Here is a 19,352-nt window from a genome sequence, read left to right as displayed (position 1 = left end):
TTTTCTTATTCGGTTGCAGCGACCGCTGCGCTCCACGCCTGGCTAAAGGCCTGGTGCTGGGACGCGAGCGGCCCGATCAGCGTATTGTACTGGCTCGCCTGCTGGGAGGTCGGGAACTGAATACCGTTAGAGACGAAGCTCACCTGCGTACCCTGCTCACTGATAAAGTCACCCACCTGAACCAGCTGCTGAGTAAAGACCTGCGCCGCTGGGATCAACGGCTGCAAGGCGTTTGACGGTTTAGTCACCACTTTCTCATACACCTGGTCATAAACCGGCTTCAGATCTTCACCCTGCTTCAACGCGGAACGCGAGGCATCAGCCTGCATTTTGGCATTTTGCAGCTGCTGGCTCAGCACCCCGAGCGCGCCGTTGGACTGGCGCAGCGGTTCACGCTGGGTCACATAATCCTGTGGAACGCGGATGGCGTTCACGCTATCCACTACCGGGCGGATACCGGAATCCATCGCCTGGCTTACCTGCTGTGAATAGCCATACAGAATGGCGTAATCCGACACGAATGGACCAAACTGTTTTTTCTGATCCGCAGTCAGCGTTGGTAAACGCTCGCCGCTACGCATCACTGTATTCTGTAGAAAATCGATAAACGCTTTGCGCTGATCGCCTTCTTTATCGAAACACCCACTCAGGCTAACAACCATCAACAACGCCGCAATAGGCGCAAACCAGCGAGAGCAGGACTTTCCTGTCGCCATTTTATTACTCCTTTCACCCAAAAAAGCGCACACCGGCACACGCGTGCCCAACGCTGACAAGGATAGTCCAGGTCAGCCTTGCAAGATAGAGTTTTCATGCAAAACGGGTATTCCCGTTTTTGTACTGACTATTTACAAAAAAATACCTGTTCATTCCTACATATGACTAATCAGGTAATTAGCATAACTATCCATATAGCTGAAACGGGTAAAGCGATCGTGATCGCACAATTAATCACAGCCGTGACGATCCTGTGTTTGGTTTAGGGACTATTCTTAACATGCTCTCTGATGTTCATGATCCCGATGTGTGATTTATGAGGAGTTCTCAATGGAATTAAAAGATCCTGAGTTTGAGCTGCTGAGCAGCCTGGAACAGATTATTTTTAAAGATGTACCGCCGACGATTACCCTGAATCAAAAGTCCAATCCTTTTAGTGAATTTGAGCGTTTACGTAAAGGGTCGGGCCTGAAAACAGATGAATTCGCAAGAGCGATGGGTGTCAGCGTAGCGATGGTGCTGGAGTGGGAGTCAAAACGTGAAAAACCTACCCCAGCCGAGCTAAAGCTGATGCGCCTGATCCAGGCAAACCCTGACCTTCGCAAGCAGTTAGCCTGATTAAGTTTGTTTGCCCCCGCCCTTGCGGGGGCTTGTGTTTAGAGCCTTTCACATCGCCATCCCGACTCCTCCCACACCAGCTCATGCGTCAGCTTTAATCCTGCCAAAAACGCTTCATCATGGGACACTACCAGCAGCGCGCCGGGGAAATCGGCCAGGGCCGCTTCAATGGCCTGCACGGAGGCCAGATCGAGGTGATTGGTCGGTTCATCCAGCAGCAACAGCTGCGCCGCCTCTTCACGCCACAGCGCGCAGGCCAGCGCGGCCTTCAGGCGCTCGCCCCCGCTTAGCGCGGCCAGAGGCAGCGTCACTTTCTCCGCGCCCAGCTGAAGCTGCGCTAAACGGGTACGCAGCGCCCCCTCTTCGAGCGGCGTATTGCTAAGGCTGAGGTGCGTCATTACCGACTGCGACAGATCCAGCCGGGAAAGATGCTGATCGAGACAGGCGTGCCTGACGGAGACCTTACAGGTTCCCGCAACAGGGGCGGTTTCGCCCAGGATCACTTTCAACAGCGTGGATTTTCCACAGCCGTTCGGCCCGCGTAGCGCCACACGCATCGGGCCATCCATTCGCCAGCCGATCGGGGGGACAGGCACGTGCGGAAGCACCAGTTCTTCCAGCACCAGCACCTGTTTCCCTTCCGGAATTTGACTGCCCGGCAGGGTAAACATCACCGCGTTATCCTCTTCAACCCGCTCGCGTGCCTGGTTAACCGCAGCGTTCAGGGCATGATTTTGATCGCTATGCTGTTTTTTCCAGGAACCAATACGCTCTTTCGCCGCTGCTTTGTATTTGACCCGTTCAAACGAGGCAATGTTAAGGCTGTCGACCTTACGAAGCGTTTTGGCTGAACGCCGCTGGCTGTCGTCATGCTCTTTATGCATGCGGGCTCGGGTACGTTTGCGCTCGGTGGCAGCATGCTCCAGCGCGGCGCGGGCGGCCTGCTGCTCGGCATCACGCTGGGTTCGATAGTCAGCATAATTCCCGCCGTAGCTGCGCAAGCCCGAAGCACTCAGTTCAAGTATACGCGGCACCTGCGCCAGCAATTCCCGATCGTGAGAGGCCACCAGCACCCCGCCCTGATACCGGGCAAGCTGCTCGTAGAACCACATGCGGCCTTGCCTGTCGAGGTGGTTGGTCGGTTCGTCCAGCAACAGGTAATCAGCATCTGCGGTGAATGCACCGCACAGCAAGGCACGAATGCGCTCGCCACCGCTCAGCTCTGCTGCGGGTTTATTCGGGTCAAAAGGTGGAAGCGAGGCCGCGATAAAAGCCTGGCTCAGCCGTTCAGCCAGATCCCAGTGCCCGTCGAGCGTGTCCAGATCGTCGGGTTCATAATGACCGCTGTCGATGCGCGTGCGCGCCGCAAAGATCGCGCCGTAGCCAAGCAGTTCGGCAAGCGTGGTATTCGCAGAAATATCCTGCTGCTGCGCCACACAGGCGTGTGTAGCAAAGCGCTCAATGTGACCGCTGGCGGGCTCATCAATACCTGCCAGCAGCCGCAGAAGGCGCGTTTTGCCGCTGCCGTTGCGGCCAACCAGCGCGCACACTGACGCATCCAGAGAAAGAGACAGAGGGCCAAAAAGGATATCGCCCGTCGCAAACTGACAGGTGACCTGATGCAAAATAAAAGAGGGGGACTGCGCAAAATGAGCCATAAGCACTCCTGAATGAAATCAAAACATCCCCTGCCGACGCGGTGCGTTTAGCAAGGATCGAAATTCATCAGTCGTGTTTGTTCATTTTTGGGGGCGCTCCTGAGGGCGAAAGTTAACGGGAACAAGAATAACGGCAATGCGCCGCCCGTTTCAAGGTTAAATTTTCACCAACACGATTGTCAGCGTGAAAAAAACCCGCCGAAGCGGGTCTCTCAATCAGATAAACGCAAACGCATCGCCGAACAGACGATCTTCCCGCGCGTCACGCTCGTTGCAGAACAGGTCGCGGGCAATTTTCGCCATTTCGAAGCGACCGGCGATGTAGATATCGTGCCCCGCCAGCGTCCCGTGATCCTGCAATACCGCGGTCAGCACCGTACCGCTGCGCCCGCGCCAGCCCTCTTCCGGCTGCTCGACAACCGGCTCGATGCGCAGGTTTGGATGATTGACGCTCAGCGCTTCCAGCTCAGACAGATCGTAAAGATGCTTCTCTTCACGGCCGCCCCAGTAGATGGTGATATCGCGATTTGGATTACGCGCCAGCGCCGTTAACAGAATAGAACGGACATAGGAGAAGCCCGTACCGCCGGCAATCAGGATCAGCGGACGGTCTTCGTCTTCACGCAGCCAGGCCTCACCGTGAGGAATGTCGACCACGATTTCACGCTCTTTCAGGATGCGGTCCATCACGGCCATCGCGTACAGGTTAAGCTCAGACGCACCAATATGCAGCTCAATAAATTCCTGCTCTGCTGGCGTTGAGGCCATAGAGAAAGGACGCTTATCACGCTCGTCCATCACGACCATCAGGTACTGACCGGCACGGAATGAAAATGCCGCTTCAGGAACCAAACGGACGCGATATACGGTGTCGGTAATAGCATCTACCGACGTCACTTTACAGCTTAAGGTTGTCATTCGCTCTCTCTGTCGGGAAGTCTATAGGGCTAAACGGTCTTATTCTGCCTTACCGTTACTCATTATGGCCAGCTCGTCCCAGATCGCGTCAATTCGCGCGGTCACGGCAGGATCTTTTACGATCGGGCGACCCCATTCACGGTCGGTTTCGCCAGGCCATTTGTTCGTGGCATCCAGTCCCATTTTTGAGCCAAGGCCGGAAACCGGCGAGGCAAAGTCCAGATAATCAATCGGCGTGTTTTCCACTAACACTGTGTCACGCGCCGGATCCATACGCGTGGTGATGGCCCAGATCACGTCATTCCAGTCGCGGGCATTGACGTCATCATCGCAGACAATCACAAACTTGGTATACATAAACTGGCGCAGGAAGGACCATACGCCCATCATTACGCGCTTAGCGTGACCGGCATACTGCTTCTTCATCGTCACCACCGCCAGGCGATACGAACACCCTTCCGGCGGCAGATAGAAATCCACTATTTCCGGGAACTGCTTTTGCAGGATCGGCACGAACACTTCGTTCAGCGCCACTCCCAGCACCGCCGGTTCGTCGGGTGGACGGCCGGTGTAGGTGGAGTGATAGATGGCATCTTCACGCTGGGTAATGTGCGTGACGGTGAATACCGGGAAGTTATCCACTTCGTTGTAATAGCCGGTGTGGTCGCCGTACGGCCCTTCGGGTGCCAGCTCGCCCTGTTCAATGTAACCTTCCAGCACGATCTCCGCGCTGGCGGGCACTTCCAGGTCATTGGAGATGCACTTCACCACTTCGGTTTTGGTGCCGCGCAGCAGCCCGGCAAAGGCATATTCAGACAGCGTATCCGGAACGGGCGTCACTGCGCCCAGAATCGTTGCCGGATCGGCACCCAGCGCGACGGATACCGGGAAGCGTTCGCCCGGACGGGCCGCGCACCACTCCTGGAAATCCAGCGCGCCGCCGCGGTGGGACAACCAGCGCATGATGAGCTTGTTCTTGCCAATCAGCTGCTGACGATAAATGCCGAGGTTTTGACGCTCTTTATGCGGCCCGCGCGTCACGGTGAGGCCCCAGGTGATCAGCGGTGCGGCATCTTCAGGCCAGCACTGCATGATCGGAATTTTGGTCAGATCAACCGCATCGCCTTCCAGCACTTTTTGCTGGCACGGCGCACCGCGCAGGCGCTTAGTTGGCATGTTCAGCACCTGCTTAAACTGCGGCAGCTTGTCGAACAGGTCGCGGAACCCTTTTGGCGGCTCCGGCTCTTTCAGAAAGGCCAGCAGTTTGCCCACTTCACGCAGCGCCGTGACATCTTCCTGCCCCATGCCCATCGCCACGCGGCGAGGTGTGCCAAACAGGTTGCACAGTACCGGCATGACGTAGCCTTTTGGGTTTTCAAACAGCAACGCCGGGCCGCCCGCGCGCAGGGTACGGTCGGCGATCTCTGTCATTTCCAGATACGGATCAACAGGAAGCGTAATGCGTTTGAGTTCGCCCTGCTTTTCCAGCAGCGCCAGGAAGTCGCGTAGATCGTGGTATTTCATGCAGTTAATCATGGCCTCTCTGTAAGCGCTTCATTATACGGCGTAAGACCGCGTGATGCTGTAATTTTGTTAAATTAGCGTGAACTTCCACGACTTACTCTCTTTTTCGCCATTATAATCACCTTAGCGATCCCGCCAGGGTTTTGGTATGCTTGCGCCCCGAACAATGGGAAGAGTGATTATGCAGGCCTGGTATTTACTGTATTGCAAACGCGGGCAACTTCAGCGCGCGCAGGAACATCTTGAACGTCAGTCTGTTAACTGCCTGACGCCCGTGATCACGCTTGAAAAAATGCAGCGTGGAAGACGCACGACCGTCAGTGAGCCTCTGTTCCCGAACTACCTGTTCGTTGAGTTCGACCCCGAAGTGATCCACACCACGACGATCAGCGCTACCCGCGGCGTCAGCCATTTTGTGCGTTTTGGCGCCCATCCGGCAAGAGTACCGTCATCGGTTATTCATCAGCTTTCTGTCTATCAGCAGCCTGACGATATTACCGATCCTGAAACCCCGTACGCCGGAGACAGCGTGGTGATCACCGAAGGTGCCTTTGAAGGGTTACAGGCCATCTTCTCTGAGCCGGACGGTGAAGCGCGTTCCATGCTGCTGCTCAACCTGCTCAACAAAGAGGTGTTGCAGAGCGTTAAAAACACCGATTTCCGCAAAGTTTAGAACTGCACGCCGAACAGACGACGCACGTTATCATCGGTTTGTGCTGCCAGCCACTGCGCATCTTCTCCGCGCCAGTGCGCCACTCGCTCAGCAATATGCCCCAGATAAGCCGGTTCATTACGTCGTGATGCCGGTTTGGGCTGCATATCCCGGGGCAACAGATACGGCGCATCCGTTTCCAGCAGCAAACGATCGGCCGGGATAACGGGCAACAGCTCGCGCAACTCCAGCCCACGCCGCTCATCGCAAACCCAGCCCGTGATACCCAAATAAAGCCCGCAGTTCAGGCAATCCAGCGCCTCCTGACGGGAGCCCGTAAAGCAGTGCAATACCGCACCGGGCAGCTTCTCCAGCCAAGGTTCCAGCAGCGCCAGAAAACGTTCATGCGCATCGCGACAGTGCATAAACACCGGCATCCCCAGCTCTGCGGCCAGCGCGAGTTGGGCGGTAAATGCCCTCTCCTGGTCTTCAGGCGTCGAGAAATTACGGTTGAAATCAAGCCCGCATTCGCCAATGGCAACCACTTCTGGCGTTTGTGCCAGACGATGAAGCACCTCAGCGCTTTCATGCGTCCACTGGCTGCTGTCATGCGGATGCACGCCGGCGGTGGACCAGCAGTGTTGATAGCGATGCGCCAGCTGCCGTGCCTGCTCGCTCTCATGCAGGTTCGTTCCCGTCAGTAACAGCCCGTTCACGCCGGCGGCAAAGGCGCGCGCCACCACCTCATCGCGGTCTTTCGCAAACTGCGCACTGGTCAGGTTAAGCCCGATATCAAACATACGTATCCCCATATGACAACCGCCCTGACGGGCGGTTGGTTTTATTCTTTGGTGGTCTCTTCAGACGGCTCGTCTTCTTCGTCCCCGGTACGTCCCTTTCCTACGTAGAAACGTGCGAAGAACACGCCGACCTCAAACAGGCAGTACATGGGTATCGCCAGTAAGGTTTGCGAGAAAACGTCCGGTGGCGTCAACAGCATACCTACGACAAACGCACCCACCAGGATATAAGGACGCTTCTTGCGCAGGTCGTCAGGCGTGGTCACGCCCACCCAGCAGAGCAGGACAATCGCGACGGGCACCTCGAAGGCGACACCAAAGGCCATAAACAGCGCCATGACGAAGCTGAGGTAGCTGGCGATGTCCGTCGAAACCTGTACCCCTTCCGGCGCGGTATGCGTCAGGAAGCCAAAGGCCAGCGGGAAGACCACGAAGTAGGCGAACGCCATGCCGATGTAAAACAGCAGCGAGCTGGATACCAGCAGCGGAATAACCAGCTTACGTTCATGCCTGTACAGCGCGGGCGCCACAAATGCCCAGACCTGATACAAAATGACCGGTGCAGATGCAATCAACGATACCCAGAAGGTCAGCTTGATGGGGGTAAAGAACGGTGAAGCAACGTCCGTTGCAATCATCGTCGCGCCCAGCGGCATCTGTTTAATCAGCGGCGCAGAAACCACCTGATAGATATCGTTGGCGAAATAGACCAGACATAAAAAAATGAGGAAAACCGCAATAATGCAGTTTAACAGGCGCTTACGCAGCTCAATGAGGTGCGCAATCAGCGGTTGAGTATCATCTACTGCCATGTTTACGCTTTATCACTCGACGAGGGGGATGATTCGGAAACAGGCGCGGCGGGTTTTACCTCAGCCGTTTTGACCACGGGCTCTTCCGGCGGCACCTGCTTTTTCACTTCGGGCTCCTGCGGCGATTGCTCTGGCGAAGCGGCCTGATGCTCCGCGCTGGAAGGCGTCACACCCTCGCGCTGCTCTTCGCTGCCCTTCACCACCGGATTATGGATGGTGTTTGCTTCATCGCTCGCCTTCTCAGGATCGTTAATGCTGTATGAGCGCTTCATGGATTCAGCCGCTTCGCGCAGCTCATCCATCGACGCTTTCAGCTCCGGCGTCAGGTTGTCCATGCTCGCCTTTTCAACCTTTTTCAGGCTGTCCTGAAATTCCTGAAGCTTCAATTCCTGCGCCAGCTCGTTCTGCACGGTCGTTGCCAGCGAGCGGAGCGCCCGCACCCAGCCCACGACGGTTTTCACCGCAACGGGTAAACGCTGCGGCCCCAGCACGATCAGACCAATCACAAAGACCAGCAGTAACTCACCAAAACCAATGTCGAACACGAATTACACCTGCTCTTTATCGTGACGTTTGGCCTCTTCCTTTTTGGCTTCGTCCTGCTTATCGGCGATAGATTTAGCGGTAAAATCAGCATCCTGACCGGTTTTTTCCTGCTTATTCTCATCATCGCTCATGGCTTTCTTGAAGCCTTTGATTGACGCGCCCAGGTCGGAACCAATCGATCCCAGTTTTTTCGTGCCGAACAGCAGCACAACGATGACGGCAATGATCACTAACTGCCAGATACTGATACCACCCATGCGTGTTCCCCAGTGATAGACGATTAATTAGTCAGATCGCATTATACGTATGCAATCCATCGATAGCGACGCTAATTCAGCGCGTTTTTCGCCAGCCAGCAAGCCAGACAACCACGCCGGCAGCCATAATCCAGGCTGGCATCATTTCCCAGTCCGGACGATTGATCAACAGCAACGTGCCGCTTATCAGCAGCGTCGCGCCAATTCCGAAGAGATAGCGGGACTGCCCCTGACGCACGCGACTGGATTGAAGCTCGTGCGCGATTTTATCCATGCTGTGCTGAAGGTTCTTGCTCTGACGCAAACTGTCGTAAACCAGTTCAGGAATTTCAGGCATTTTTTCAATCCAGAACGGGCCTTTCTCTTTAAGCGAACGAACCAGCGCAGGAATACCGACCTGATCCTTAATCCAGGACTCAAGGAACGGTTTCGCGGTTTTCCACAAGTCTAACTGAGGATAGAGCTGGCGGCCTACGCCCTCAACGTAAAGTAATGTTTTCTGAAGTAAAACTAATTGTGGCTGCACTTCCATATTGAAACGGCGTGCGGTGTTGAACAGGTTCAGTAAAACGTGACCGAAGGAGATCTCCGACAGCGGCTTTTCAAAAATCGGCTCGCAGACGGTACGGATCGCAAACTCAAACTCTTCCACGTTGGTATCTGGCGGAACCCAGCCTGAATCCACATGCAGCTCGGCCACCTTACGGTAGTCGCGGTTGAAGAAAGCGATAAAGTTCTCGGCGAGATAACGCTTGTCCTCTTTATTCAGCGAGCCAACAATTCCGCAGTCGATGCCGATGTATTTCGGATCTTCCGGGTGCTCGTAGCTGACGAAAATATTGCCCGGATGCATGTCAGCGTGGAAGAAGCTGTCGCGGAAAACCTGCGTGAAGAAGACCTGCACGCCGCGCTCGGCCAGCAGCTTCATGTTGGTGCCCTGCTTTTCCAGCGCCGCCACGTCCGAGACCGGAATGCCGTAGATACGTTCCATCACCATCATGTTCTGGCTGCAATAGTCAGAGTAGACTTCAGGAACATACAGCATCGGGCTGTCTTCAAAGTTACGACGCAGCTGAATGGCGTTCGCCGATTCACGCAGCAGGTTAAGCTCGTCAATCAGCGTTTTTTCGTATTCACGCACCACTTCCAGCGGACGCAAACGGCGGCCATCCGGCAACAGACGCGGCACCCAGCGGGCCAGACGATAGATCAGCTTCATGTCCGCTCTGATAACCGGCAGGATATCCGGGCGAATCACCTTAATGACCACCTCTTTGCCATTTTCCTTCAGGCGCGCGGTGTGAACCTGCGCAATAGACGCTGAGGCCAGAGGCTGGATGTCGAAATCATCAAACCAGGTGTCGATGGGAATATTACCCATCGCCTCTTCGATTTGTTGCTTTGCTCTCTCCCCGTCAAACGGGGCGACGCGGTCCTGTAACAGCGCGAGCTGATCGGCAATCTGCGGCGGGAAAAGGTCGCGACGCGTTGAGAGCATCTGCCCAAACTTGATCCAGACAGGACCGAGCTCCTGCAACGCAAGACGCAGGCGTGCGCCCAGCTCCTGATCCTTATGGCGATTCGGCATCCAGAACAGCGTGCGCCGCCAAAGCCGAAGCGGCAGGGTGATACGCATTCTGGGGATAAGCTCGTCGAGCCCGTAGCTCAAAAAGGTGCGAACGATAAAGTAGAGGCGCCGAATTTCACCAGGCGTCATTTGCCCTCCAGTTTTTCCAGCCGTTTGGTTAACGCATCAACTGCGCGCTCAACTGCCGCGGTCTCTTCAGCAAACCAGGCGACCTCTAAAGGCCCCGGCGCCATACGCCACTCTTCGGTCAGCACCTCGGCAGCATAGCGCTGTTGACGGAGCAGACCTTTGCGCAGGAAAGCGGAGCCCGTGCGCAGCGTTTTGCTTATCCCTTCGGCCGCGATGTCGCCGATATAGGGTGCCAGAAGTTCCGCCGGGTCGAATTCGGCCTGATCGCTGAGTGCAACGAAGTTCTGCACCACCTGAATGTCGCCTTCGACCTCCAGCTCACCGCTGCGAATAAGCGCCGTCATCTGCTGACGGTCACGCAGTTTTGGCAGTACGCTCATGTGCGTAATCACCGAGCAGTCAGCCGTGCCTTCCCATTCTCCCAGAACGTCAAGCTGGCGTTCGCTAAAGACCAGCACAAGCGGCGTCGAGAACTCCTTTAATACAATACGCAGTACCTTCCCGTTAAGCCGCTGACGTGCGGTTTTCAGCGCCGGTGCGCGATACAGAAAGGCATTCAGTACATTCTCGATGCCAGCGGTGACTAAGGGTTTAATGGGCACGGGAAACCTCCACTCAGAACTTGTAACCACGATGCAGCGCGACGACACCCGCCGTCAAATTGAAGTATTCCACGTTTTCAAACTCCGCATCCTGCATCATCGCTTTCAGCGTGTCCTGATCCGGGTGCATTCGGATGGATTCGGCCAGATAACGGTAACTTTCGGCATCGTTCGCCACCAGCTCGCCAATGCGCGGCAGAACGTGGAAGGAATAGGCATCGTAAGCTTTGCTCAACGGGTCGATAATGGGTTTTGAGAACTCGAGAACCAGCAGACGACCGCCCGGCTTCAGCACGCGGTACATGGAGCGCAGCGCCTTGTCTTTATCGGTCACGTTACGCAGACCGAAAGAGATGGTGATGCAGTCGAACGTATTGTCCGGGAACGGCAGCGCTTCGGCGTTCGCCTGAACATATTCCACGTTCCCCACCACGCCGATGTTGCGCAGCTTTTCGCGGCCCATTTTCAGCATGGAGTCGTTGATATCCGCCAGCACCACGCGGCCCGTTTCGCCTACCAGACGGGAGAATTTTGCGGTCAGATCGCCCGTGCCTCCGGCTAAATCCAGCACCGTTTGTCCACGGCGCACGCCGCTGCAATCAATAGTAAAGCGCTTCCACAAGCGATGAATGCCGAATGACATCAAATCATTCATCACATCGTACTTCGCCGCCACGGAATGAAATACGTGGGCCACCATGTCAGCTTTCTGCGCTTTGGCGACAGTCTGAAAGCCAAAGTGCGTTGTGTCTTGTGAATCGTCAACCATCTCAGAGCCTGCTAATCAGTCAAATGTTCGTGAAGTGTAACAGATTGGGCGCATTTGCCCTACGTTTCAACCACCGTGAAAGAAACGTGCCGGCTGCTCATCTGGCGATAAACTCGCCGCTAAATCGTTGTCTTCATTGCGGGAATTTTGCTCAACGTCGCCTTCGCGCAGGCGGAACTCTTCGTCCTGAGCGGTCGCCTGCTCCACCAGTTCCGGATTAATCTCGCGCTTCACCTCCACGCCCAGGCTGCGGAACGCCTCCGCCTGTGCCAGCAAATTGCCGCGCCCGGAGGAGAGCTTTTTCATCGCCTGGCGGTAATTATCCTGGGCGCGATCCAGGCTTTGCCCCACCGAGGACATATCGTCAACGAAGAGCCGCATTTTGTCGTACAGCTTGCTGGCGCGATCGGCAATCTGCTGCGCGTTACGACTTTGGTGCTCATAGCGCCACAGGTTGGCAATGGTACGTAACGCCACCAGCAGCGTGGTAGGACTGACCAGCATAATGTTATTTTTCAGCGCTTCGGTAATAAGCTCAGGCTGTCTGTCGAGCGCCAGCAGGAATGCAGGCTCGACAGGAATGAACATCAGCACGTAATCCAGCGATCGCAGCCCCGGCAGCTGCTGATAATCTTTCCTGCCCAGCAGACGAATATGGTTACGCACGGAGGCGATATGCTCCTGCAACGCTGATTCTCGGGTGTAGTCATCGTCAGCGTTGAAGTAGCGCTCATAGGCGACGAGCGTCATTTTGGCGTCGATAACCACATCTTTGCCCTGAGGCAGACGCACAATCACATCCGGCTGCATTCGCGAGCGCGCGTCGTTTTCAATGCTGACCTGCGTCTCATATTCATACCCTTCGCGCAGGCCCGAGGCCTCCAGCACGCGAGTTAAGACCACTTCGCCCCAGTTTCCCTGCGCTTTGTTATCGCCTTTGAGCGCCCGCGTCAGGTTGATTGCCTCCTGCGCCATCTGCGCATTCAGCTGCTGGAGGTTACGGATCTCGTGCGCCAGGGTGTGGCGCTCGCGCGCTTCCTGTCCAAAGCTGTCCTGCACCTGACGGCGGAAACCGTCCAGCTGTTCGCGCAGCGGCGTCAGCAGGCTGTTCAGGCTCTGGCGGTTTTGTTCATCCACGCGGCGGTTGCTGTGCTCAAAAATACGGTTCGCGAGGTTTTCGAACTGCTCGCTGAGGCGCTGCTCGCTGTTGATCATCTGGCGGATTTTGTCTTCGGCGTGCAGCTGGGTGGATTCAAGGCGGGTGGTCACTTCGCGGAGATCGGCCTCCAGCGAGGTATTGATGTCGCGCAGGTTACGCAGTTCGTTATTGAGCAGTTCACACTCTTCGCGCCAGTGGTCGCTCAGCGCAAGCTGCTGTTTGGTCGCGCTGAGTTCAGCCACGATCTCTTCGCGCTCTGCCAGCTGTTCGGCTTTCTGCTGCGCGTGCTGGTAGCTGGAAATGAGCCAGCCAATCCCCACGCTCGCCAGCGCCACTACCGCATAAACCAGGATTGAGATATCCACAATGCCCCCCTGCATCCACGTATAACCCGCACAAAATAGAATTGTGCTGTATAAACGTCCAGTTTGAAAGGGTTTTCCTGCGAGGCGCTACGCAAAAAATAAAGGCCGAACGCGTCGGCCTTTTATCTCAAAGGAGAGGATTAGAGGAGACGACGAGCCGCTTCAACCACGATTTTCACCGCATGACTTTCGGTCTGCTTCATGGTTTCGGCGTTCGGGATCTCCTGCTGGGTACGGTTGACGATCACGCCCGCCACCATACCGGCACGCAGACCCTGGCTTGCGCACATGGTCAGCAGCGTTGCAGATTCCATTTCATAGTTCATCACGCCCATGGACTGCCACTCTTCCATTGAGCCTTTGAAACGGCTCACCACGCGGCCAGAAAAGGTGTCGTAACGCTCCTGGCCCGGATAGAAGGTGTCGGAGGAGGCCGTCACGCCCACGTGGGTGGTTGCGCCAACGGATTTCGCCGCTTCTACCAGCGCGGTGGTGCACTCGAAGTCAGCCACTGCCGGGAATTCCATCGGTGCAAAGTGCAGGCTTGCGCCGTCCAGACGCACGGATGCCGTCGTGACCAGCACGTCGCCCACGTTGATGTGCGGCTGAATGGCGCCCGTGGTGCCGATACGCAGGAAAGTACGAATGCCCAGCTGCGCCAGCTCTTCAACGGCGATTGAGGTAGACGGACCACCGATACCGGTAGAGCACACGATCACCGCTTTGCCGTCCAGCTCTGCGCGCCAGGTGGTGAATTCGCGATGGGCTGCCAGCTTAACCGGCTTATCCATCAGCGCGGCGATCTTTTCCACACGCTCAGGATCGCCAGGGACGATAGCCAGCGTAGCCCCTTGTAAATCGTTTTTAGTGAGGCCGAGATGAAAAACATCAGACTTAGACATAGGTGACTCCTCTGTGGGTCGGTTAGTCAGAAGAAGTAAAAAGGTACTTTACAGAAGCAATGTGCATTATTTCGTGACGCATCTCACCATGAATGAAAATGATTGCAGTTAATTTCCATCAAATAGTGATTCACATCACATTAACAAGTTATATCGACGGGTGCTGCACAAAAGATAGACGCTATAAGGCACTGTGGATTGTTAACCTGGTGTCTATATTTATCTTTGCGCTAATCCATTCATTGGTACGGAGAATGCCATGACTGAAAAAACCGGTTTTGCACCTGCTGCTGTCCCGCATGCCTCAACCATTGTCTCAACCCCTGAAGAGGCCATCACCGCAGGCGAAACGTCGATTCCCTCTCAGGGAGAGAACATGCCGGCGTACCACGCGCGGCCAAAATCCGCCGAGGGCCCGCTGCCTATCGTGATTGTGGTTCAGGAAATATTTGGCGTTCATGAACATATTCGTGACCTCTGCCGCCGCCTGGCGCTGGAGGGTTATCTGGCCGTTGCGCCAGAGCTCTATTTCCGCCAGGGCGATCCGAACGATTACAGCGACATCCCGACGCTGTTCAGCAACCTGGTCAGCAAGGTGCCGGACGCGCAGGTGCTTGCCGATCTTGACCACGTTGCCAGCTGGGCGGCGCGCAACGGCGGCGATCCGCACCGTCTGATGGTGACCGGCTTCTGCTGGGGCGGGCGCATTAGCTGGCTGTACGCCGCGCATAACCCGCAGCTGAAAGCCGCCGTTGCCTGGTACGGCAAGCTGGTGGGTGAAAAGACCCTGAACTCGCCGAAGCATCCGGTTGATATCGCTACCGATCTCAATGCCCCGGTGTTAGGGCTGTATGGCGGCCAGGATACCGGCATTCCGCTTGATACCGTCGAGACCATGCGCCACGCGCTGCGGGCGGCAAACGCGAAGGCCGAAATCGTGGTGTATCCCGATGCCGGACACGCCTTTAATGCCGATTATCGTCCGAGCTATCACGCGGAATCGGCGAAAGATGGCTGGCAGAGAATGCTGGCGTGGTTTAGCCAGTACGGCGGGAAGAAAGCATAAAAAAGCCCGGTGGCGGCTGCGCCTTACCGGGCCTACAGGCAGGCCGGGTAAGCGATAGCGCCACCCGGCAATCCAGCACCACTACGCCTGACGCAGATTCTGCGCTGCCTTTACCATATTCGCCAGCGCGGCGCGCGTCTCCGGCCAGCCGCGGGTTTTCAGGCCGCAGTCCGGGTTTACCCACAGGCGTTCCGCCGGGATGCGCTGGGCGGCTTTCTTCAGCAGCCCTTCAATCCACTCCACGCTCGGCACGTTCGGGGAGTGAATGTCATACACGCCCGGCCCAATTTCGTTCGGATAGTCGAACTCTTCAAACGACTCCAGCAGCTCCATGTCTGAACGCGAGGTCTCGATGGTAATGACGTCGGCGTCCAGCGCGGCAATGGAGTCCATGATGTCGTTAAATTCGCAGTAGCACATGTGGGTGTGGATCTGCGTGTCATCCTTCGCAACGGCGGCGTTAATGCGGAAGGCTTCCACGCCCCACTGTAAGTACGCATCCCAGTCGCTGCGACGCAGCGGCAAACCTTCCCGCAGCGCCGGTTCGTCGATCTGAATGATGCCAATCCCCGCCGCTTCCAGATCCGCCACTTCATCACGCAGCGCCAGCGCGATCTGTTTGGCAATCGTCTCGCGCGACACGTCTTCGCGCGGGAACGACCAGCAGAGAATGGTCACCGGGCCGGTCAGCATGCCTTTTACCGGTTTATCGGTCAGAGACTGGGCATACTTCGCCCACTCCACGGTAATCGCCGCCGGGCGGCTGACGTCACCGATCACTACCGGCGGCTTCACGCAGCGGGAGCCGTAGCTCTGCACCCAGCCGTTCTGGGTAAAGACGAAGCCGTCCAGGTGCTCACCAAAATATTCCACCATGTCGTTACGCTCGGCTTCACCGTGCACCAGCACGTCCAGCCCGAGGCGTTCCTGCTCGATGATCGCCTGCTTGATGTGTTCCGCAATGCCGGTGCGGTAATGATTCGCGTCCAGATTGCCCTTTTTGAAGTCCAGACGCAGGCCGCGGATCTCGGTAGTCTGCGGGAATGAACCGATGGTCGTGGTCGGCCACGCGGGCAGGTTGAAGCGGGCACGTTGGGCTTCGGCACGTACCTCGTACGGGCTCTGGCGTTGGCTGTCCTGGGCGGTAATGGCCGCCAGACGCTTTTCCACCGCCGGGTTGTGCACGCGAGCCGAGTGACGACGCGCCTGGATTGGGGCGCTCCAGTCGGCAATCGCCGCCGTATCGCCGCCGTTGAGCGCATCGCGCAGCAGCGCCAGCTCTTCACATTTTTGCAGGGCGAAGGCAAACCAGCTTTTCACTTCTGCGTCCAGGCGGGTCTCCACACTCAGATCGATCGGACTGTGCAGCAGAGAACAGGACGAAGCCACCCACAGCTCGCGTTTACCGACGATGTCTTTAATTTGCGCGTATTTCTCGGTCAGATCGGCGCGCCAGACGTTACGACCGTTGACCAGACCGGCGGAGAGCAGCCAGTCCGCAGGCAGACGCTTATGCAGCTCCACCACGTCGTCTTTACCGTGAACGAGGTCCACGTGCAGGCCCTGAACCGGCAGCGCGGTAATGGTGTTGAGGTTCGGCGTCACGCCTTCGAAATAGGTGGTCAGCAGCAGCTTCACCTGGCCGGTGAGCGCATCATACGCTGGTTTAAAGGCATCCAGCCACGCCTGCGGCAGCTCAAGCACCAGCGCCGGCTCGTCGATTTGCACCCACTGGATGCCGCGTTTGCCCAGCTCGATCAGCACCTGCTTATAAACCGGCAGAATATCGTTCAGCAGGCTGAGGCGGTCAAACGGTTCGCCTTTCACTTTGCCCAGCCACAGGTAGGTTACCGGCCCCAGCAATACGGGCTTCACCTGATGGCCCAGCGCCAGCGCTTCGTCCACTTCATCCAGAAGCTGCGTCCAGGTCAGCGCAAACTGCTGGCCCTTAACGAACTCCGGCACCATATAGTGATAGTTGGTATTAAACCATTTGGTCATTTCCGCCGCTGCCGCGGGCTCACCCGTTGGCGCGCGGCCTCGGCCGATGCGGAACAGGGTGTCGATATCTACCGATCCATCGCTGTTCTGATGACGAGCCGGCACGTTGCCAAGCAGCAGGCTGGTGGTCAGAACATGGTCGTACCAGGCGAAATCGCCCACCGGCAGCAGGTCAACGCCCGCCTGTTTTTGCTGATCCCAGTGACGGGCGCGCAGCTCGCGGCCCACCGCCAGCAGTTCTTCACGGGTGGCGTTACCCGCCCAGTAGCTTTCTTGCGCTTTTTTCAGCTCGCGACGCAGGCCAACGCGAGGGAAACCGAGAGTGTGAGAGCGGATTGTCATGGCATACCCCTTGTAGAAATTCGTCATTTAGACGTCCAGATGTTTACACTTCTATAATTGGCAGGTACTGTATATTCCTCAAGCGCAAAATGTTCATGGCGAAGTGAAGGACTTTCATGATCGAGATAAAACACCTGAAAACGCTACAAGCGTTGCGGAACTGCGGTTCTCTTGCGGCGGCAGCGGCCACGCTGCACCAGACTCAGTCTGCCCTTTCTCACCAGTTCAGCGATCTGGAACAACGCCTCGGTTTTCGTCTTTTTGTGCGTAAGAGCCAGCCCTTGCGCTTTACGCCGCAGGGCGAAATTTTGCTTCAGCTGGCGAACCAGGTGCTGCCGCAGATTGCCAGCGCGTTGCAGTCCTGCAACGAGCCGCAGCAGACCACTCTGCGCATCGCCATTGAGTGTCACAGCTGTATTCAGTGGCTGACCCCCGCGCTTGAGAACTTCCGCCAGAAGTGGCCGCAGGTGGAGATGGACTTTAAATCCGGCGTTACGTTTGATCCGCAGCCGTCGCTTCAGCAGGGTGAGCTGGATCTGGTGATGACCTCAGACATTCTGCCTCGCAGCGGCCTGCACTATTCGCCGATGTTTGATTTTGAGGTGCGTCTGGTGCTGGCTCCGGATCATCCGCTGGCCGCCAAAACGCGCATTACGCCGGAAGATCTTGCCAGCGAAACGCTGCTGATTTACCCGGTACAGCGCAGTCGTCTGGATATCTGGCGCCATTTTCTGCAACCCGCGGGCATCAGCCCTCAGCTGAAAAGCGTGGACAATACCCTGCTGCTGATCCAGATGGTGGCAGCCAGAATGGGGATCGCGGCGCTGCCGCACTGGGTAGTCGAGACGGTTGAACGCCAGGGTCTGGTGGTCACCAAAACCCTGGGTGAAGGACTGTGGAGCCGGCTGTACGCTGCCGTGCGCGACGGCGAGCAGCGTCAGCCGATTACGGAAGCGTTTATTCGCTCAGCGCGGAACCACGCGTGCGACCATCTTCCGTTTGTGCGGAGCGCGGAGCGACCCAGCGGCGATGTACCCACAGCGAAGCCAGGATCACCGTTCCCCCAATAAGGAAGCTCGGCCAGTGCGGCTGTTCCTGCCAGATGGCGAGGTTTACCAGCAGCCCCGCCGGGACGTGTACGTTGTTCATGATCCCCAGCGTTCCGGCGTCTACCTGCGTAGCGCCGTAGTTCCACATAAAGTACCCCAGCCCCGACGCCACCACGCCCAGCCAGACCAGAACGCTCCACTGCACGGTAGTGGTCGGCAGCCTTTGCGGATTGCCGAGCAGAAACCACGCCGCCACCGCGACAATCGCCGCGCCCACATAGAACCATGCAAACGCGTTATGCTGCGGCATCGGGCGGGTTTCCATCAGGCGTTTGTAACCCACCATCCCGATGGCGAAGCTGATATTGGCGAGCTGGACGAACATCAGCCCGGTCCAGAAGTGATCGCTCACCTTGTCGTAGCGAATGATCGCCGCGCCAATCACCGCCAGCGCGGCGCTCAGCAGATATCCCCAGCGCAGGCGGCGCTTGCTGAGCAGGTCGTAAATCAGCGTGATATAGAGCGGCGTCAGGACGGTAAAGAGCAAGAATTCCGAGACGGACAGGTAAACGTAAGCCCGAAAGCTGAACAGATACATGATGCCGAGCTGCATCGCGCCCACCAGCATGTACAACAGAATGGTGTTCAGCGATTGCCCGCGGGTGCGCAGGAACGGCAGGAATACCAGCGCCGCCAGCCCTACGCGCATCAGCACCGAGAAGTAGCTGTCGACCGATCCGGCAAGGTATTCGCCAATCAGGCTAAAGGAGAAGGCCCACAGGATAGTGGTGATAATGAGTAGCGCCACAATGCTTGTCTCTCAGAAAGAAGGACAGGCATTGTAGCGAACTCTTTAGTTGACATCTGAGCAATAAACA

The 19,352-nt window shown here is 56.8% G+C and carries 19 protein-coding genes; 4 read left to right on the top strand and 15 right to left on the bottom strand.

The annotated features are described in order from the left end of the window. Positions 1-5: 5 nt before the first annotated feature. The gene (locus N5C09_RS11955) at positions 6-716 is read right to left on the bottom strand and encodes a DUF3053 domain-containing protein (protein ID WP_063452198.1); all 711 of its coding nucleotides are present in this window, start codon (positions 714-716) and stop codon (positions 6-8) included. A gap of 331 nt (positions 717-1,047) precedes the next feature. Here N5C09_RS11955 and N5C09_RS11950 point away from each other — a divergent pair, with 331 nt between their 5' ends. Beyond that, a complete protein-coding gene (locus tag N5C09_RS11950) occupies positions 1,048-1,335 on the top strand; it encodes an HTH-type transcriptional regulator (protein WP_063452196.1) in 288 nt (95 codons plus the stop codon). A gap of 38 nt (positions 1,336-1,373) precedes the next feature. On the opposite strand, the gene N5C09_RS11945 is transcribed toward N5C09_RS11950, so the two are convergent. The 3 genes from N5C09_RS11945 to ubiD all read right to left on the bottom strand — a co-directional run bounded on the left by N5C09_RS11945 (position 1,374) and on the right by ubiD (position 5,435). Beyond that, on the bottom strand, positions 1,374-2,993 hold the full coding sequence (locus tag N5C09_RS11945; RefSeq protein ID WP_279749107.1) for an ABC-F family ATP-binding cassette domain-containing protein: 1,620 nt from the start codon (positions 2,991-2,993) through the stop codon (positions 1,374-1,376). A 216-nt stretch (positions 2,994-3,209) separates the two neighbouring features. Continuing rightward, the gene (fre, locus tag N5C09_RS11940; RefSeq protein ID WP_006812340.1) at positions 3,210-3,911 is read right to left on the bottom strand and encodes an NAD(P)H-flavin reductase; all 702 of its coding nucleotides are present in this window, start codon (positions 3,909-3,911) and stop codon (positions 3,210-3,212) included. A gap of 39 nt (positions 3,912-3,950) precedes the next feature. Further along, a complete protein-coding gene (gene ubiD / locus N5C09_RS11935) occupies positions 3,951-5,435 on the bottom strand; it encodes a 4-hydroxy-3-polyprenylbenzoate decarboxylase (protein ID WP_279749106.1) in 1,485 nt (494 codons plus the stop codon). Positions 5,436-5,616: 181 nt separating this feature from the next. Between ubiD and rfaH the strand changes: the two genes are divergently transcribed. Beyond that, on the top strand, positions 5,617-6,108 hold the full coding sequence (gene rfaH / locus N5C09_RS11930) for a transcription/translation regulatory transformer protein RfaH (RefSeq protein ID WP_063452193.1): 492 nt from the start codon (positions 5,617-5,619) through the stop codon (positions 6,106-6,108). Here the strand turns inward: rfaH and tatD are convergent. The 9 genes from tatD to udp form a co-directional block, all read right to left on the bottom strand. Continuing rightward, positions 6,105-6,887: a 3'-5' ssDNA/RNA exonuclease TatD gene (tatD, locus tag N5C09_RS11925; protein WP_279749105.1), complete on the bottom strand. Its 783-nt coding sequence runs from the start codon at positions 6,885-6,887 to the stop codon at positions 6,105-6,107. The two genes, rfaH and tatD, sit on opposite strands and share 4 nt — an antisense overlap. Before the next feature lie 41 nt (positions 6,888-6,928). Further along, positions 6,929-7,699, bottom strand: a complete 771-nt coding sequence (gene tatC, locus N5C09_RS11920) for a Sec-independent protein translocase subunit TatC (protein ID WP_063452191.1) — start codon at positions 7,697-7,699, stop codon at positions 6,929-6,931. Positions 7,700-7,701: 2 nt separating this feature from the next. Then, a complete protein-coding gene (gene tatB / locus N5C09_RS11915; RefSeq protein ID WP_003860783.1) occupies positions 7,702-8,244 on the bottom strand; it encodes a Sec-independent protein translocase protein TatB in 543 nt (180 codons plus the stop codon). 3 nt (positions 8,245-8,247) lie between these two features. Beyond that, positions 8,248-8,502, bottom strand: coding sequence for a Sec-independent protein translocase subunit TatA (gene tatA / locus N5C09_RS11910; protein WP_063452190.1), 255 nt, complete (start codon positions 8,500-8,502; stop codon positions 8,248-8,250). A 76-nt stretch (positions 8,503-8,578) separates the two neighbouring features. Next, positions 8,579-10,219 carry a ubiquinone biosynthesis regulatory protein kinase UbiB gene (gene ubiB, locus N5C09_RS11905; RefSeq protein ID WP_063452189.1) on the bottom strand — a complete coding sequence of 547 codons (1,641 nt, stop codon included), beginning with the start codon at positions 10,217-10,219 and terminating at the stop codon, positions 8,579-8,581. Further along, on the bottom strand, positions 10,216-10,821 hold the full coding sequence (locus N5C09_RS11900; RefSeq protein WP_107534433.1) for an SCP2 domain-containing protein: 606 nt from the start codon (positions 10,819-10,821) through the stop codon (positions 10,216-10,218). The genes ubiB and N5C09_RS11900 overlap by 4 nt, the downstream gene beginning before the upstream one ends. Before the next feature lie 13 nt (positions 10,822-10,834). Beyond that, a complete protein-coding gene (gene ubiE / locus N5C09_RS11895) occupies positions 10,835-11,590 on the bottom strand; it encodes a bifunctional demethylmenaquinone methyltransferase/2-methoxy-6-polyprenyl-1,4-benzoquinol methylase UbiE (protein WP_063452187.1) in 756 nt (251 codons plus the stop codon). A gap of 66 nt (positions 11,591-11,656) precedes the next feature. Then, positions 11,657-13,114 (bottom strand): DNA recombination protein RmuC, encoded by a 1,458-nt coding sequence (rmuC, locus tag N5C09_RS11890; protein ID WP_279749103.1) that lies wholly within the window; start codon positions 13,112-13,114, stop codon positions 11,657-11,659. A gap of 140 nt (positions 13,115-13,254) precedes the next feature. Beyond that, positions 13,255-14,016 (bottom strand): uridine phosphorylase, encoded by a 762-nt coding sequence (gene udp / locus N5C09_RS11885; protein WP_045417628.1) that lies wholly within the window; start codon positions 14,014-14,016, stop codon positions 13,255-13,257. A 259-nt stretch (positions 14,017-14,275) separates the two neighbouring features. Between udp and N5C09_RS11880 the strand changes: the two genes are divergently transcribed. Next, positions 14,276-15,082 carry a dienelactone hydrolase family protein gene (locus tag N5C09_RS11880; protein WP_279749102.1) on the top strand — a complete coding sequence of 269 codons (807 nt, stop codon included), beginning with the start codon at positions 14,276-14,278 and terminating at the stop codon, positions 15,080-15,082. A gap of 81 nt (positions 15,083-15,163) precedes the next feature. Here the strand turns inward: N5C09_RS11880 and metE are convergent, their stop codons facing one another. After that, the gene (gene metE / locus N5C09_RS11875) at positions 15,164-17,425 is read right to left on the bottom strand and encodes a 5-methyltetrahydropteroyltriglutamate--homocysteine S-methyltransferase (RefSeq protein WP_279749101.1); all 2,262 of its coding nucleotides are present in this window, start codon (positions 17,423-17,425) and stop codon (positions 15,164-15,166) included. Positions 17,426-17,541: 116 nt separating this feature from the next. Here metE and metR point away from each other — a divergent pair, with 116 nt between their 5' ends. After that, positions 17,542-18,495, top strand: a complete 954-nt coding sequence (metR, locus tag N5C09_RS11870) for an HTH-type transcriptional regulator MetR (RefSeq protein ID WP_063868862.1) — start codon at positions 17,542-17,544, stop codon at positions 18,493-18,495. Here the strand turns inward: metR and N5C09_RS11865 are convergent. After that, entirely contained in the window at positions 18,383-19,282 is a 900-nt protein-coding gene (locus N5C09_RS11865) for a carboxylate/amino acid/amine transporter (RefSeq protein ID WP_107534428.1), read from the bottom strand. The genes metR and N5C09_RS11865 overlap by 113 nt on opposite strands. Between the last annotated feature and the right edge of the window lie 70 nt (positions 19,283-19,352).

The organism is Enterobacter sp. GD03975 (genome assembly GCF_029838645.1).
Lineage (GTDB): Bacteria > Pseudomonadota > Gammaproteobacteria > Enterobacterales > Enterobacteriaceae > Enterobacter > Enterobacter quasihormaechei.
Note: the sequence above shows the minus strand (reverse complement) of the source record. Positions and strands in the feature narration are given on the sequence as shown.